Raw genomic sequence first — 15,428 nt, 5'->3', positions numbered from 1 at the left:
GGGGGAAGAAGATGTATTTTAATACCAATGGAGAAGTTGTTTATAAGGAAGCGGGTGTGGATATCAGTAAAAGCATCTGCCACCGCTGTCATAACAAAGATAAGAAACTGTTTTATGAATTTTATTCCGAACTGTACGATAAGACTGTCAAATACTGTCTGAACTGTATCGGGCTGGGGCGTGTGGACAGCATGACGGCGCTTCGGGCGACAGAAACCCGAAGAAAGAGTGAAACGTGCGACTATGAACTGAATTTCGAGCTGACCAATATTCAAAAGGACGCATCACAAAGAGTCGTTTCTGCAATCAGGGAGCGCCGGCACCTGCTGCTCCATGCCGTGACCGGTGCGGGAAAGACGGAAATCATTTTTGAAGGCATCAAATATGCACGGGAGCACGGTATGAATGTGGCCGTCGTCAGTCCGAGAATAGATGTGGTCAAGGAAGTGCATCTGAGACTCGGTGATGCATTCAGAAAAAGCCGGATTGATTTGATGTTTGCTGGTGTCAAAGTGAAGTTCAAACATCATTTTACGGTATGCACCGTCCATCAGCTGTATAATTTTCATGATCATTTCGACTGTATCATCGTCGATGAATATGATGCATTTCCCCTCGCGGATGATAAACATCTGCTCGGCGCGATAGATAAAGCGGGGACAGCTGACGGGAATATCATCATCATGAGTGCCACACCGACAAGGAAGATGGTGAACTATGTGGGAGAGGGCAATGTATATCACATTGCGCGCCGTTATCATGGGCATGATCTGACGGTCCCGGTGATCCATTACGGCAACGTCAATAAGGGAGTGCAGCGGAAGCGTCTGAATGGAAAACTGAAGCGTCTGCTTGACGGCATTACGGCGGCAGATCGAAGAGTACTGGTTTTCTTTCCCGAAATAAAAATGATGTATGATGCCTATCCTCTGATATTAAAACATTTCGGTGATGCTGAGACGGTGTACAGCGGGGATGAGGCGCGGTATTCAAAGGTGGAACGGATGCGGGAGGGTGAGATTAAAATACTGCTCTCGACGACCATATTGGAAAGGGGCGTGACGTTTGAAAATCTGGATGTCATCGTGGTCCATACTGAATATTTTCCATCGGATACACTGATCCAGATATGCGGCCGTGTGGGCAGGAAGCCGCAGGACCCGACGGGGAGTGTGCACTTCATCACTTTGTATAATACGCATCATATTCAAAAGACGGTACGGACGATCAAAGCGTTCAACAAAGAGAGTGCGGTCGTATGATATGTTTGTACTGTCACGGGAAAATCACGGTCGAGCTCAATTTGCTGAACTTGTTTTCAAAGCCGAAAAAGGTTTGTGAAAGCTGTCATCTGAAGCTGACAAATTGGAGGCGCGGTGAGAGATGCCGCCGCTGCCTGAAAATTATGGCCGGCGGCGAGGAGGACTGCAGTGACTGTGCTTTTATCAGCCGGCGGTTCACGCCTGTCAGGAATATCAGGTGTCTGCTGGATTATAACAGTGAAGTGAAAATGATGATGCACCGCTATAAATTTGTAAGGGATGTTGCGCTTGCTGAAGTGATGGCGGATTTTATTGATATCAAAGAGTGGCAGTATGATGTGATTGTGCCGATTCCGGTATCAAAGCACCGGCTCGGGGAGAGGGGTTTCAATCAGATCACGGAAGTGCTGAAGCGTTCAGGCACCCGATATACTGAACTTCTTGCAACGAATAAAGTCCAGTTGCAGTCGGAGTTGTCGAAATATGAAAGAATGACAAGTGTTAATCCTTTTTCTTTTGAGGAAGGACAGAAGGATGTTAAGATACTGGATAAACGAATATTGATTGTAGACGATATATATACTACAGGTATTACTGTTCATCATGCGGCTGAAATTATAATGCAGCGGAACCCGGCGCACATCGATGTGTTAACGTTTTCAAAAGCGTGATCGAATATGGTATAATAAATACGAAGCGAAATAGCAAATTAAGGAGGCGTGCATCATGATAAGATGTGAAATCAGAGGAGAAAACATTGAAGTAACGGATGCGATCAGAACGCATATTGAGGACAAAGTCAGCAAATTGGAACGTTATTTCAATGATGCACTAAACACTCATGCGCATGTAAACATTAAGACTTACAACAATAAGAAGGGAAAAGTGGAAATAACCATCCCGATGAAAAATCTTACTTTACGCGCAGAAGAAAGCCATGATGATTTGTATGCTGCGGTGGATCTGATCGTAGATAAACTTGAAAGACAGATTCGCAAGCACAAAACAAAAATCAATCGTAAATTCAGAGAAAAAGATCCTGAAATAGAGTTGTTCAGAGCGATTGAAAATGAAAGAGCCGAAGAGAAAGAACAAAATGACGACGGCATTGAAATCGTCCGTACAAAGGAATTCACATTGAAACCGATGGATTCTGAAGAGGCGGTATTGCAGATGAACATGCTGGGGCATGATTTCTTCGTATTCAACGACCGTTATACTGAAAGCACAAGCATAGTCTACAGGCGCAGAGACGGTAAATATGCAGTCATTGAAACAAACTAGCATTCTGAACAATTAAATTATAATAATGAAATTTAAAAAGTGGCAGGACGTGTAACCTTCGGAAGCTGAAGTTGTGCGTCCTGTTTTTATTTTTACAGAAAAAGTGGTAAAATTATGTGATGTATTAATACTTGTTTAAAGAATGAGGAGAGAGCTATCGTGGGCGTATTAAATAAATTATTTGATGGCAATCGGTTTGAAGTAAAGTCTTTGCGTAAGCAGGCTGAAAAAGTTGATAGTTATCGATCTGATATGATGGAGCTGAACGATACAGAGCTTCAGGCTAAAACTGATGAATTTAAAGAACGTCTTAAAGACGTTGAAGATGATGATAAAAAAGAAGCCAAATTACTGGATGAAATGTTACCGGAAGCTTTTGCGGTAGCAAGGGAAGCTTCAAGAAGAACGCTGGGTCTGGAACCGTATCTGGTCCAGATCATGGGCGGTATCTCCCTGCATAAAGGTGATATATCGGAAATGAAAACCGGTGAGGGTAAGACTTTGACCGCGGTTATGCCTGTATATCTGAATGCATTGACGGGCAAAGGGGTCCATGTCATTACGGTGAACGAATATTTATCCGCAACCCAGATGGAAGAGATGTCTGTGCTGTATAACTTTCTCGGACTTACTGTCGGTTTAAACCTGAACCAGAAAAACAGTGAAGAGAAACGGGAAGCATTTGCACAAGACGTTACTTATACGACAAACAACGAACTGGGCTTCGATTATTTACGGGATAACATGGTCACATACAAAAAAGACCGTGTGCTCCGTGAACTGAATTATGCAATCATTGACGAAGTGGACTCAATCTTAATCGATGAAGCAAGAACACCATTAATTATTTCAGGCAAGGCGGATCAGTCCAATACCCAATACCTTCAGGCGAATGCATTCGTTAAAATGCTTAAAATAGACGATGACTTCACATATGATGTTAAGACAAAAGGCATTCAGCTCACTGAAGACGGTATCGGCAAATCTGAGAAATGGTTCAAAATTGACAACCTGTTCGATGTGAAGCATGTCAATCTGCTGCATCATATCAACCAGGCGCTGAAAGCCCACTACTCAATGGAGAAAGATGTGGATTATGTTGTCGAGGAAGATAAAGTCGTCATTGTCGACCAGTTTACGGGTCGTACAATGAAAGGCCGCCGGTTCTCTGACGGCCTGCACCAGGCGATTGAAGCCAAAGAAGGTGTAGACATTCAAAATGAATCCAGAACGATGGCATCCATCACATTCCAGAACTTCTTCAGACAGTTTAAAAAGTTGTCCGGTATGACCGGTACAGCAAAGACCGAGGAAGAAGAGTTCATCAATATTTACAATATGAAAGTGACTCAAATACCGACAAACGAACCGATTGCCCGTGAAGACCGGACAGACAAGATTTTCTCCAGCAAAGAATTCAAGTTCAAGGCGGTTATCGAAGAAGTCATCGAAAGGCACAGAAACGGCCAGCCGATTCTGATTGGTACAGTCGCAGTTGAAACGAGTGAACTGATTTCTGAATTTCTTCGTAAAAAAGGCATACGGCATAACGTGCTGAATGCGAAAAACCACGAGAGAGAAGCAGAGATTATCCAGAATGCCGGTAAAAAAGGCGCGGTGACAATCGCGACGAACATGGCCGGCCGCGGTACGGACATTAAACTCGGGGAAGGCGTCAAAGAAGCGGGCGGTCTTGCCGTCATCGGTACAGAAAGACACGAATCCCGCCGTATTGACGATCAGCTCCGCGGACGTGCCGGGCGTCAGGGGGATGTCGGTATCAGTACATTCTATCTGTCGCTCGAAGATGATCTGATGAAACGTTTCGGGTCGGAGCGTATTCAAAGTACGATGAACCGGTTCGGCATGTCCGGGGAAGAACTGACATCGAAAATGATTTCAAGAGCGGTTGAATCATCACAGAAACGTGTGGAAGGTAATAACTTTGATGCGCGTAAACGACTGTTGCAATATGATGATGTACTCAGACGCCAGAGGGAAATCATCTATCAGGAACGTAATGACATCATAGATAATGAAGATGTGCGTGATCAGCTGATGGGCATGATTGAATCTTCGGTTGAACGCACAGTCGAATTTTATAACATTGATGATGCCGAGCATATTGATTATGACCAGTTCATCATTACAACCAATGATCTTTATTTCCGTGAAGGTGAAGTGACGGTTGAGGAAATCGAGCACAGAGAATCAGAAGAAATCTTTGAAATATTGATGGAAAAAGTGAACAAGGAACTTGAGCTGAAAGAAGAGAAACTCGGAGAAGAGAAAATGCGTCTGTTCGAACGTATGATGATGCTCCGGACGATGGATAAAAAATGGGTCGAGCATATCGACAGCATGGACCAGCTTCGTACCGGTATCCATCTCCGTTCCTACGGTCAGATCAACCCGCTCCGTGAGTATCAGAATGAAGGGCTTCAAATGTTTGAAGACATGCTGGTGGCAATCGAGGACGACACAGCCAAGTATGTTCTGAAGACAGAAGTGAAGTCGGATGAAGAGCTGAAGCGTGAACAAGTCATAGATAAAAAAGAAATGCATACAGGAGACGGCAAGGCTAAAGTTAAGAAAGCACCGAAAAAGCGTGAAGTGAAAGTCGGCCGCAACGACCCTTGCCCTTGCGGTTCAGGGAAAAAATATAAAAACTGTCATGGCAGCTAAAGGAGTACGATGCAATGGAACTATCAGATATCAAGAACTTTATAGAAGCTAAGAAAGAAAAACTAAAAGACTTCAGGGGGTCTCTTTGACTTAGAAGAGATGGAAACCCAGATTCATGAAAATGAAGACAAGATGGTGCAGCCTGAGTTCTGGAATGATCCGGAAGAGGCGCAAAAAGTAATCGACAGCAACAATCATATAAAGAAAATCGTCGACGGTTTTAATGAGCTTCGGGATTCAATAGATGATATTGAAGTATCTCTTGAATTGCTGAAAGAAGAAGACGATGAAGATATGCATGAAATGATTGATGAGAATGTCAAAGAAGCGGAAGAGAAGTTTGATGAATACGAACTGAACATTCTGCTGAGCGATGAGCACGATTACCTGGATGCCGTGCTTGAACTCCATCCCGGGGCTGGCGGTACGGAAAGTCAGGACTGGGCGGAGATGCTGCTCAGAATGTACAACAGATATGCTGAACAGCAGGACTTCAAAGTTGAGACGATGGATTACCAGGCTGGCGATGAGGCCGGTGTTAAGAGCGTCACACTGTCAATAAAAGGCCCGAACGCATATGGACTGTTGAAGGCTGAGAAGGGTGTCCATCGCCTGGTGAGGATTTCACCATTCGATTCATCCGGGCGCAGACACACATCGTTCGTGTCATGTGAAGTGACCCCCCAGTTCGATAACGATGATATTTCAATCGAAGTAAAAAGTGAAGACATCAATGTCGACACATACCGCTCCAGCGGCGCCGGCGGACAGCATGTCAACACCTCAGATTCTGCCGTGCGGATTACACATCATGACACAGGTATCGTCGTCACATGTCAAAATGAACGTTCACAGATTAAAAACCGTGAACAGGCGATGAAGATGCTGAAATCCAAGCTTTATCAGAAAGAACTGGATAAGCAGCAGGCTGAAATCGATGCGGTAAAAGGAGAACAGAAAGAAATCGGCTGGGGTTCCCAGATCCGTTCATACGTTTTCCACCCGTATTCAATGATCAAAGACCACCGTACAAATTACGAGGTCGGCAATACAAGTAAAGTGATGGACGGCGATTTGAATCCGTTTATCGAAGCATATTTAAGAGAGAATATATAAATTTTATGGGAGGCATCTTTTAAGGTGTCTCTTTTTGGTTTTATGTGGCGGTGGTCTTACGTTGCTGTTCACTTGGACGTGAAAGAGACGGTAAGTGAGCAGCAAATCTGTAAATCTGCTCATTCAGGTATGGAAAAGACCACAAGTGAGCAACCCCCCCTCACCTCTTACGTATGAATATGAAATAAATCTGATCGAGTCAAAAAAAGGACGACGCAATCTCATCGATTTCATAACCACTTAACATGACCACACAAATATAACTGGATAGTTAACATTTCACGCTGATGAAACTGCATGAAATAATCGGCTGTGCTCATCAATCGGCGGTCGATAACTGCAAAAATTAAAGTGACATCAAAATTACATCAATAAATTTCTTTGTAATATTCATGAGATAAAAATGTGGTGGAATCTTATTTAACATTGATATGACAATGATTTGAAATGTAATATAACATGCCTTATATTACATTGACACCTTTTAAATTTCGTTTATTTTACAATTCCTTTACATTGCACACAGAGGAAAATTTCTGTGCTATATTACTAGACATAGATTTAACAAGGTAGGTACGGCCCATCAGTTACCGTACATAATATTCACTTGTTATATATTTTCTAGGAGGAAATTTTATTATGAAGAAGACACTTGTATCCATAGCAACTGTTACAACATTAACAGGAATTGCTTCAACAAATATATCAGCAAATGAATACGTACCGGCAGAGGTACAACAGAATCATGACTATACATACAACTATGAATCAAACGGAGACAACTATTCTTACTCTTGGTATTATGGCGACACGGACGGCAGCCAGTATACAAATGGAGAAGGCACAAATTCATACCAGGCACCTGCAGCTTCCCAGGCACCTGCAGTGAGCGAAGCTCCGGCAGTACAGGAAGTATCAGCACCTGCAGTGTCACAATCATCATATGAACCACAGGCGCCTGCAGTGGTTGAAACACCTGCAGCAGCTGCACCATCTTTTTCAAGCGGCTCTAACTTCTATCCGGGCGGCGAGTGCACATGGTATGCATTCGAACGTCGTGCTGAACTCGGCAAAGCTGTAAGCGGCAGTTGGGGAGATGCTAAAAACTGGGCTAGCCAGGCGAGTGCACAGGGTCTTTCCGTCAATAACTCACCTTCAGTCGGTGCAATCATGCAGTCCCATGCACATACAAACGGTGCATATGGCGCTGGACATGTTGCTGTCGTCGAATCCGTGAACGGTGACGGCTCCATCACGGTTTCAGAAATGAACTGGAACGGCGGCCTCGGCGGAAAAACATTCAGAACACTTTCTGCTGCACAGGCAGCAAACCACAACTTCATCCATTAAGATTTATCAGTTGAATCGGACCGGGACATCAGTCCCGGTTCTTTTTTATTGTCTTAAAAATTTCAAGAACCATCCATGCCTGTCCGGTAATGTTGTGTTAAAATAACGGCAATAACTATACTGAGGAAGTTGAAAAAATGACTAAAAAACGTGTGCTGATATTATTGGCAATTGCGGCCGCTTCACTCCTGATCGGTGCGGCGATCGGCGCGGTGCTGAATTACTCGGATGATCAGTTTGAAGAGCAGGCGCTCCAGACTCTGCAGTCGACTGAAGGCAGGGACAATCACCATGCCGTCGGCGAGAATGTTTCAGAAAGCAGTCTCACAGAGGTAATGAATGCAAATGAAACATTTAATGATATTATAGTTAATAACGAGGTCACGGTAGTGAACTTTTTCGCTTCGTGGTGTGAACCATGTAAACGTGAAACCCCGGCGCTTAACGAATATCATCAGGAACATCTGGATGAGCCGATAGATATCATCGGTGTCAACATAAGTGACAGCAGGGAAAACAGGGATCAGTTTTTAGAAGAGTATGAAGTGGAATATCCGGTTTTTGAATTTGAAAATGAAGATCAGGCACTGGATGACTATAAGATTCAGCTGATGCCGACGACATTTTTTGTCGACAGCGACGGCGAAGTCATCAGAGCTTATATCGGTGAAGTGTCACCGGAACTGGTAACCAACTATATCAATTATGTTAAGGAGGCATCCTGAGATGGGTGTACATCAGTATTTTAAAAGCTTGAATGATTTGGAAAAGTTGATACGCTGTCCGGGCAAGTTTAAATATCAGGAACATAATGTTGCAGCACACTCTTTCAAAGTGACTAAAATCGCGCAGTATTTCGGCACGGTAGAAGAGCATGACGGCACGGATATCGACTGGAAAAGCCTATATGAAAAAGCATTGAACCATGACTATCCTGAAATATTCACAGGGGACATCAAGACACCTGTAAAATACGCTTCAAGTGAACTGAACACTTTATTCCGTGAAGTCGAAGAGACGATGACGGTCAAGTTTATAGAAGAAGAGTTTCCTGATAAATATCATAAGGAGTATAAGAGGCGCCTGAAAGAGGGCAAGGATGATTCTATAGAAGGCCAGATTCTTTCCGTTGCGGATAAAGTGGACCTGCTGTATGAATCATTCGGTGAAATACAAAAGCGTAACCCTGAGAAACTGTTCTTTGAAATGTATGAGAATTCATTGATTACGATAAAGCAGTACTCGCATCTCGCATGTGTACAGGATTTCATGCACAATATTTTAACCGAAATGCTGAAGGAGCCCTTTATTCCCAAAACCGAACTGATGGATATTACGGAATCAATCATTAATAAGGAGTTATAAGCTATGGATTTGTACTGGTTGATGATGGCCTTGGTTGTTCCGGCAGTAACAGTGGTTGTCTTTGCCAGATTGACACGAAACAAATACGTTGCTGTAATACTTACCTTTATATTATACGGCGTGTCGATATACAGAGGGTTCTATAACTCGGAATGGGTGATATATCTGGATGCAATCTCTCTGGTTATCGGATACATCCTGGTGGAATTATACAATATAGATCAAGTTGAAGAAGAGTAGAAATGACCGAACAAATGTTTGTCGTCACTGCTCTTTTTTTGTTAAAATAAGATACATGAATAATATACGGAGGCGTATTTATGGCTAAATTTGAATTAGTTTCCAACTTTGAACCGGCCGGCGACCAGCCGAAAGCCATTGAGGAACTGACTGAACAGATTGAATCCGGCCAGCGGCACCAGACACTGCTCGGTGCGACGGGGACCGGTAAAACATATACGATGAGCCAGGTCATTCAAAAAGTGGGCAAGCCCACTTTGATCATCGCTCACAACAAAACATTGGCAGGACAGCTTTATGGTGAATTTAAAGAATTTTTTCCGAATAACAGGGTAGAGTATTTCGTAAGTTATTATGATTATTACCAGCCTGAGGCATACGTGCCGCAAACCGATACCTTTATTGAAAAAGATGCTTCGATCAACGATGAAATTGATAAACTTAGGCACAGTGCCACAAGTTCTTTATTCGAGCGGGATGATGTCATCATCATCGCGTCTGTGAGCTGTATTTATGGTCTCGGTAACCCGGATGAATACCGCGATATGGTGGTAAGTGTGCGTGTCGGCATGCAGATGGACCGCAATGAATTTTTAAGGAAGCTTGTCGATATCCAGTATTCCAGAAACGACATAGATTTCCAGCGCGGTACATTCCGTGTCCGCGGGGACATTGTGGAAGTATTCCCGGCATCCCGTGACGAGCAGTGTATCCGGGTCGAGTTTTTCGGCGATGAAATCGACCGTGTAAGAGAAATCAATTATTTGACGGGTGAAGTGCTCCATGAGAGGGAACACTTTGCAATCTTCCCGGCATCCCACTTCGTTACGCGTGAAGAGAAGATGCGCGTAGCAATCGAACGGATTGAAAAAGAACTGGAAGAACGTCTTGAAGTGCTGCGCAATGACAATAAACTGCTTGAAGCACAAAGACTGGAACAGCGGACGAACTATGACCTCGAAATGATGAGGGAAATGGGCTTTTGTTCGGGCATTGAGAACTATTCGGTGCATCTGACGCTTCGGCCGATGGGTTCGACACCGTACACACTGATGGATTATTTCGATGATTTTCTCATCATGATTGATGAATCCCATGTGACGCTGCCGCAGGTCAGAGGGATGTATAACGGGGACCAGGCGCGTAAACAGGTACTTGTCGACCACGGTTTCAGACTGCCGAGCGCCCTAGACAACAGACCGCTCCAGTTCAGCGAATTTGAATCCAAGGCGAGTCAGCTGCTCTATGTATCGGCGACACCGGGTCCATATGAACTCGAACATACAGAAAAAATGGTCGAACAGATCATCAGACCGACAGGTCTGCTGGATCCGCCAATCGATGTACGGCCGAGCGAGCATCAGATTGACGACCTGCTTGAGGAAATCGTTAAGAGAAGTGAACGTAACGAAAGAGTATTGATTACCACGCTGACGAAAAAGATGTCTGAAGATCTGACTACCTACTTAAAAGAGTCCGGTGTAAAGGTCCAGTATCTGCATTCTGAAGTGAAGACGCTGGAGCGTATTGAAATCATACGTGAGCTAAGAATGGGCACTTATGATGTCCTTGTGGGCATAAACCTGCTGCGTGAAGGACTGGATATACCTGAAGTATCACTGGTTGCGATTTTGGATGCCGATAAGGAAGGTTTCCTCAGGTCGAACCGTTCACTCATTCAGACGATCGGACGTGCAGCAAGAAACAGTGAAGGCCGGGTCATCATGTATGCAGATAAAATTACCGATTCGATGCAATATGCACTGGATGAAACGGAAAGACGCCGTAAAATCCAGATGGCATTCAACGAGAAGTACGACATTACTCCGACGACGATCAAAAAAGCAGTGAGAGATTCAATCAGTGCTGAAGTTGATATTAAGGAAGACAGAGAGAAATCGAAGAACAAGAAGAAGAAAATGACGAAGAAAGAAAGAGAGAAAACGATCGAACAGCTTGAACAGGATATGAAGCAGGCAGCAAAAGATCTGGACTTCGAAACGGCATCCGAGCTGAGAGATGCGCTGTTTGAACTGCAGGCAGAAGGGTGAATCTAAATGAAGAATAAAAATATAAGCATTAAAGGCGCAAGGCAGCATAACTTAAAAGGTGTGAATCTCGACATCCCGCGCGACCAGCTGATCGTCATGACCGGCCTGTCCGGATCGGGGAAATCCTCCCTGGCGTTTGATACCATCTATGCTGAAGGTCAGAGACGTTACGTGGAATCTTTAAGCGCGTATGCACGACAATTTTTAGGTCAGATGGAAAAGCCGGACGTGGATTCAATCGAAGGGCTTTCCCCTGCCATCGCCATCGATCAGAAAACGACGAGCAATAACCCGCGCTCGACCGTGTCGACGATTACTGAAATCTATGATTACTTGAGACTTTTATTTGCAAGGGCAGGCACACCGTACTGTCCAAATCACGGTGTCGAAATCACTTCCCAGACTGTCCAGGAAATGGTGGACAAAGTGATGGGACTGCCGGAGCGCTCAAAAATCCAGGTGTACGCACCGATCATTCACGGGCGTAAAGGCCAGCATAAGAAACTGCTCGAATCACTCGGCAAAGAAGGTTTTGCGAGAGTGGTCATCGATGGTGAAGTATATGATGTCGAAGAAGTACCGGAGCTCAGTAAAAATAAAAAACATAATATCGATGTCGTCGTTGACCGCCTGGTGGTCCGTGACGGCATAGAAGCAAGGCTCGGCGATTCGCTCCAGACGGCGCTTGTTAAGGGGGAAGGCAATATTACCGTCAATGTCATTGACGGAGAAGATCTGTTTTTCTCTGAAAACTATGCATGTCCGATCTGCGGTTTTACCATCGCCGAAATGGAACCGAGATTATTTTCATTCAACGCACCGTACGGGGCATGTAAGGACTGCGACGGTCTCGGCATGAAAATGGCGGTCAATAAAAAGCTCGTCATTCCGGATGACACATTGACGCTTAAAGAAGGGGCGCTCGTTCCCTGGGAGCCCATTTCATCCGGCTATTATCCGCAGCTGTTAAAGCAGACGTGCGAGCATTTCAATATAGATATGAATAAGCCTTTCAAAGATTTGAGCGACAAGGAACAGAAAATTGTTCTTTACGGCTCCGGCAGAGAGGTTTTGACGTACCGATTCAAGCAGGAAAACGGCACGGCAAGAACGAGGGAAATGCCATTTGAAGGTGTCATCAACAATATTGAACGCAGATACAGAGACAGCCCTTCTGAATATACACGGGAAGTCATGAGCCGCTATATGCGGGAGACGACATGTGAGACATGCCACGGCTACCGTCTGAATGAAGAAGCATTGTCGGTTAAAGTGGACAACCGCCATATCGGACACAGTGTCGATCAGCCGGTCGGCGATGCGCTTGAATTTTTCAATGCGCTGGAACTTTCTGAAAAGAATCGGACCATTGCGGCACCAATCTTAAAAGAGATCAATGAACGTCTGATGTTTTTACGCAACGTCGGTCTGGATTACTTAACGCTGAACAGAAGAAGCGGTACATTATCCGGCGGTGAAGCGCAGCGGATCCGCCTGGCAACACAGATCGGTTCCAGACTGAGCGGCGTCCTCTATATACTGGATGAGCCGTCAATCGGTCTGCATCAGAGAGACAACGAGCGTCTGATCAATACGCTGAAAGATATGCGCGACCTCGGCAATACGCTGATCGTCGTCGAACACGATGAAGATACGATGCTTGCGAGCGACTATCTGATTGATATCGGGCCCGGCGCAGGCGAACACGGCGGGGAGATCATGGCGGCAGGAACGCCGGATGAAGTGAAGAAGAATGATCATTCAATTACGGGCCTTTATTTAAGCGGCAAGCGCCAGATCCCGCTGCCTGAAAATTACCGTGAGATCAATCCGGACAGAATGATTGAAGTGAAAGGTGCACGCGCAAACAACTTAAAAGACATTGATGTCAAAATACCGATGTCGGTGCTGAATGTGGTGACCGGTGTATCAGGGTCAGGAAAAAGTACACTCGTCAATGAAATCATTTATAAGGCGCTGCACACGAGACTGTATAAATCCAAACAGATTCCGGGTGAACACGACAGCATGGAAATTGCCGATGAACTCGAGAAGATCATCGATATCGACCAGTCGCCGATCGGCCGTACGCCGCGCAGTAACTCGGCGACGTATACGGGTGTGTTTGATGATATAAGGGATGTTTTCGCACAGACAAATGAAGCAAAGGTCCGCGGTTACAATAAAGGTCGTTTCAGCTTCAACGTCAAAGGCGGCCGCTGTGAAGCATGCCGGGGCGACGGCATCATCAAAATAGAGATGCACTTCCTGCCGGATGTCTTCGTACCGTGTGAAGTATGTGACGGCAAACGTTATAACCGTGAGACACTCGAAGTGAAATATAAAGATAAAAGCATCGCAGATGTATTGGCGATGACAGTGGAAGAGGCGTTCTACTTCTTTGAAAACCTGCCGAAGGTCAAAAGGAAAATAAAAACGCTCGTGGATGTCGGTCTGGGTTATGTGAAGCTCGGCCAGCCGGCAACGACACTGTCGGGCGGTGAAGCACAGCGGGTCAAACTGGCTTCTGAACTGCACAAGCGTTCAAACGGCCGTTCATTATATATACTGGACGAACCGACGACTGGTCTGCACTCCGAAGATATAGGCAGACTGATCAAAGTGCTGCAGAGACTGGTGGACAATGGTGATACCGTCATCATTATCGAACACAATCTGGATGTCATCAAAGTTGCCGACAATATTGTCGACCTGGGGCCTGAAGGTGGTGTCGGTGGCGGAACAATTGTTGTTGATGGTACAATAAAAGATGTCATTAATGAACCGGAAAGCCATACGGGTTATCATTTAAAAAAATGGTTGAATAGAAACCATCAGGGGGCTAATCATGGACAGTAAAGAACGTATTTTGAAGATGCTGGAAGAAGGCAAGATCACTTCCGAAGAAGCTATTCGCCTTATGGAAACGATGGATAAAAAAGAAGACGACAGCCAGTCCGCATCCAATGAAGCGTCCGGCGCTAATCACAGGAAAGATAACGAAACAGACAATGAAGAATACTGGAACGGCGGCATGTTCAACGATTTATACAAGCAGTTCATGGGTGAAGTCAATAAATATGTCAACTCTGACAAAATCAACGAAAAATATAAAGACGTCAATGAAAGAGCAAACAAAACCTACAAAGATGTCAGAACGAAATTCGACAGCAGCCAGCAGGCATCCCAGTTGTTTAAATCGGTGGAAAAAGCTTTCGATTCGGTCAAGACGACCAATTTCGACTCGATGTTTGCTGGCGGCGCAAAAAACCGTCTGATTGAAACGATTGATGAAGAATATTCCTCAATTTCAATCGATATCACGAACGGTAACGTCAACATTGTTCCGACGGACCGTGTCCAGACAGCTAAATTTGAAGTGACCCCTTTCTACAGAAAGCTGGATAAAAAAAGAAATTACTTCAAGGACATCATCTGCGAAGTCAAAAATGGGGAACTGATCATCGTTTCGGATATCCGGGCGGCCAAAGTCAATGTGGAATTGAACTTGAATCCTGAGACGATCAAACGCATGATCATTTCAGGCTCGAATGGCGATGTCACTTTAAAAAAACAGGAAGTCAAGGATCTGACCATCGACCTGTTGAACGGTGATGTAAACCTGGAAGAGACGGTAACAGATCAGGCATATGTGCGTACCTCACGCGGTAATATTACAGTGGAACAGGGTGCGTACGGCAATGTCGAACTCGTATCGATGGTCGGGACGATCAACACCGATCAGTTCAATGCGAAAGATATTACCGTTTCTGCGAACGGTTCGGTGAATCTGACACTTCAGAATACGACCGAGTCGGCAACGATCAACACCAACATGGGCAGCGTCAACCTGAGCATCCCGCAGGGCCGCGCGCTCGAAGGCAGACTGTCTACCGTAGTCGGACAATTGAATTATCCGCCGGAAGTGGATGCAAGATTCATGAAACATCAGGACTTCGGCCTGAAAGAACTGATGCTCGTCAACGATACGGAAGAGCCCGGACTGTTTATAGAAGTAAGTACGAAGTTCGGCAGTGTAACTTTGCATAGAAGTTAACTGTTTGTATAAAAGACT

The 15,428-nt window shown here is 44.9% G+C and carries 12 protein-coding genes; all 12 read left to right on the top strand.

What is annotated here, in order from left to right; genetic code table 11:
* The first annotated feature begins 11 nt into the window (after nt 1–11).
* The 12 genes from BO48_RS05790 to BO48_RS05735 all read left to right on the top strand — a co-directional run bounded on the left by BO48_RS05790 (nt 12) and on the right by BO48_RS05735 (nt 15,410).
* Entirely contained in the window at nt 12–1,262 is a 1,251-nt protein-coding gene (locus tag BO48_RS05790) for a DEAD/DEAH box helicase family protein (protein WP_496366474.1), read from the top strand.
* Nucleotides 1,259–1,933: a ComF family protein gene (locus tag BO48_RS05785; RefSeq protein WP_496366473.1), complete on the top strand. Its 675-nt coding sequence runs from the start codon at nt 1,259–1,261 to the stop codon at nt 1,931–1,933. Before BO48_RS05790 ends, BO48_RS05785 begins: the two co-directional genes overlap by 4 nt.
* 55 nt (nt 1,934–1,988) lie before the next feature.
* Nucleotides 1,989–2,546 carry a ribosome hibernation-promoting factor, HPF/YfiA family gene (gene hpf, locus BO48_RS05780; RefSeq protein ID WP_496366471.1) on the top strand — a complete coding sequence of 186 codons (558 nt, stop codon included), beginning with the start codon at nt 1,989–1,991 and terminating at the stop codon, nt 2,544–2,546.
* A 159-nt stretch (nt 2,547–2,705) separates the two neighbouring features.
* A complete protein-coding gene (gene secA, locus BO48_RS05775; RefSeq protein WP_496366470.1) occupies nt 2,706–5,231 on the top strand; it encodes a preprotein translocase subunit SecA in 2,526 nt (841 codons plus the stop codon).
* A gap of 14 nt (nt 5,232–5,245) precedes the next feature.
* Nucleotides 5,246–6,347 (top strand): peptide chain release factor 2 gene (gene prfB / locus BO48_RS05770; protein ID WP_496366469.1). Its coding sequence is split into 2 segments (ribosomal slippage): nt 5,246–5,317 and nt 5,319–6,347, totalling 1,101 coding nucleotides; the frame shifts between segments, so codons are not numbered across the junction.
* 639 nt (nt 6,348–6,986) lie between these two features.
* Nucleotides 6,987–7,697, top strand: a complete 711-nt coding sequence (locus BO48_RS05765; protein WP_496366468.1) for a CHAP domain-containing protein — start codon at nt 6,987–6,989, stop codon at nt 7,695–7,697.
* A gap of 137 nt (nt 7,698–7,834) precedes the next feature.
* Nucleotides 7,835–8,422, top strand: coding sequence for a TlpA family protein disulfide reductase (locus BO48_RS05760; protein WP_496366467.1), 588 nt, complete (start codon nt 7,835–7,837; stop codon nt 8,420–8,422).
* A 1-nt stretch (nt 8,423) separates the two neighbouring features.
* Nucleotides 8,424–9,062, top strand: a complete 639-nt coding sequence (locus tag BO48_RS05755) for a YfbR-like 5'-deoxynucleotidase (protein ID WP_496366466.1) — start codon at nt 8,424–8,426, stop codon at nt 9,060–9,062.
* A 3-nt stretch (nt 9,063–9,065) separates the two neighbouring features.
* On the top strand, nt 9,066–9,302 hold the full coding sequence (locus BO48_RS05750; RefSeq protein WP_052255690.1) for a DUF2198 family protein: 237 nt from the start codon (nt 9,066–9,068) through the stop codon (nt 9,300–9,302).
* Between the two features lie 80 nt (nt 9,303–9,382).
* On the top strand, nt 9,383–11,353 hold the full coding sequence (gene uvrB / locus BO48_RS05745; protein ID WP_496366465.1) for an excinuclease ABC subunit UvrB: 1,971 nt from the start codon (nt 9,383–9,385) through the stop codon (nt 11,351–11,353).
* A 6-nt stretch (nt 11,354–11,359) separates the two neighbouring features.
* On the top strand, nt 11,360–14,212 hold the full coding sequence (gene uvrA / locus BO48_RS05740) for an excinuclease ABC subunit UvrA (protein WP_496366463.1): 2,853 nt from the start codon (nt 11,360–11,362) through the stop codon (nt 14,210–14,212).
* Nucleotides 14,202–15,410: a DUF4097 family beta strand repeat-containing protein gene (locus BO48_RS05735; protein ID WP_496366461.1), complete on the top strand. Its 1,209-nt coding sequence runs from the start codon at nt 14,202–14,204 to the stop codon at nt 15,408–15,410. The genes uvrA and BO48_RS05735 overlap by 11 nt, the downstream gene beginning before the upstream one ends.
* Nucleotides 15,411–15,428 lie beyond the last annotated feature (18 nt).

The organism is Lacicoccus kunmingensis DSM 17847 (assembly GCF_059568765.1).
Note: the sequence above shows the minus strand (reverse complement) of the source record. Positions and strands in the feature narration are given on the sequence as shown.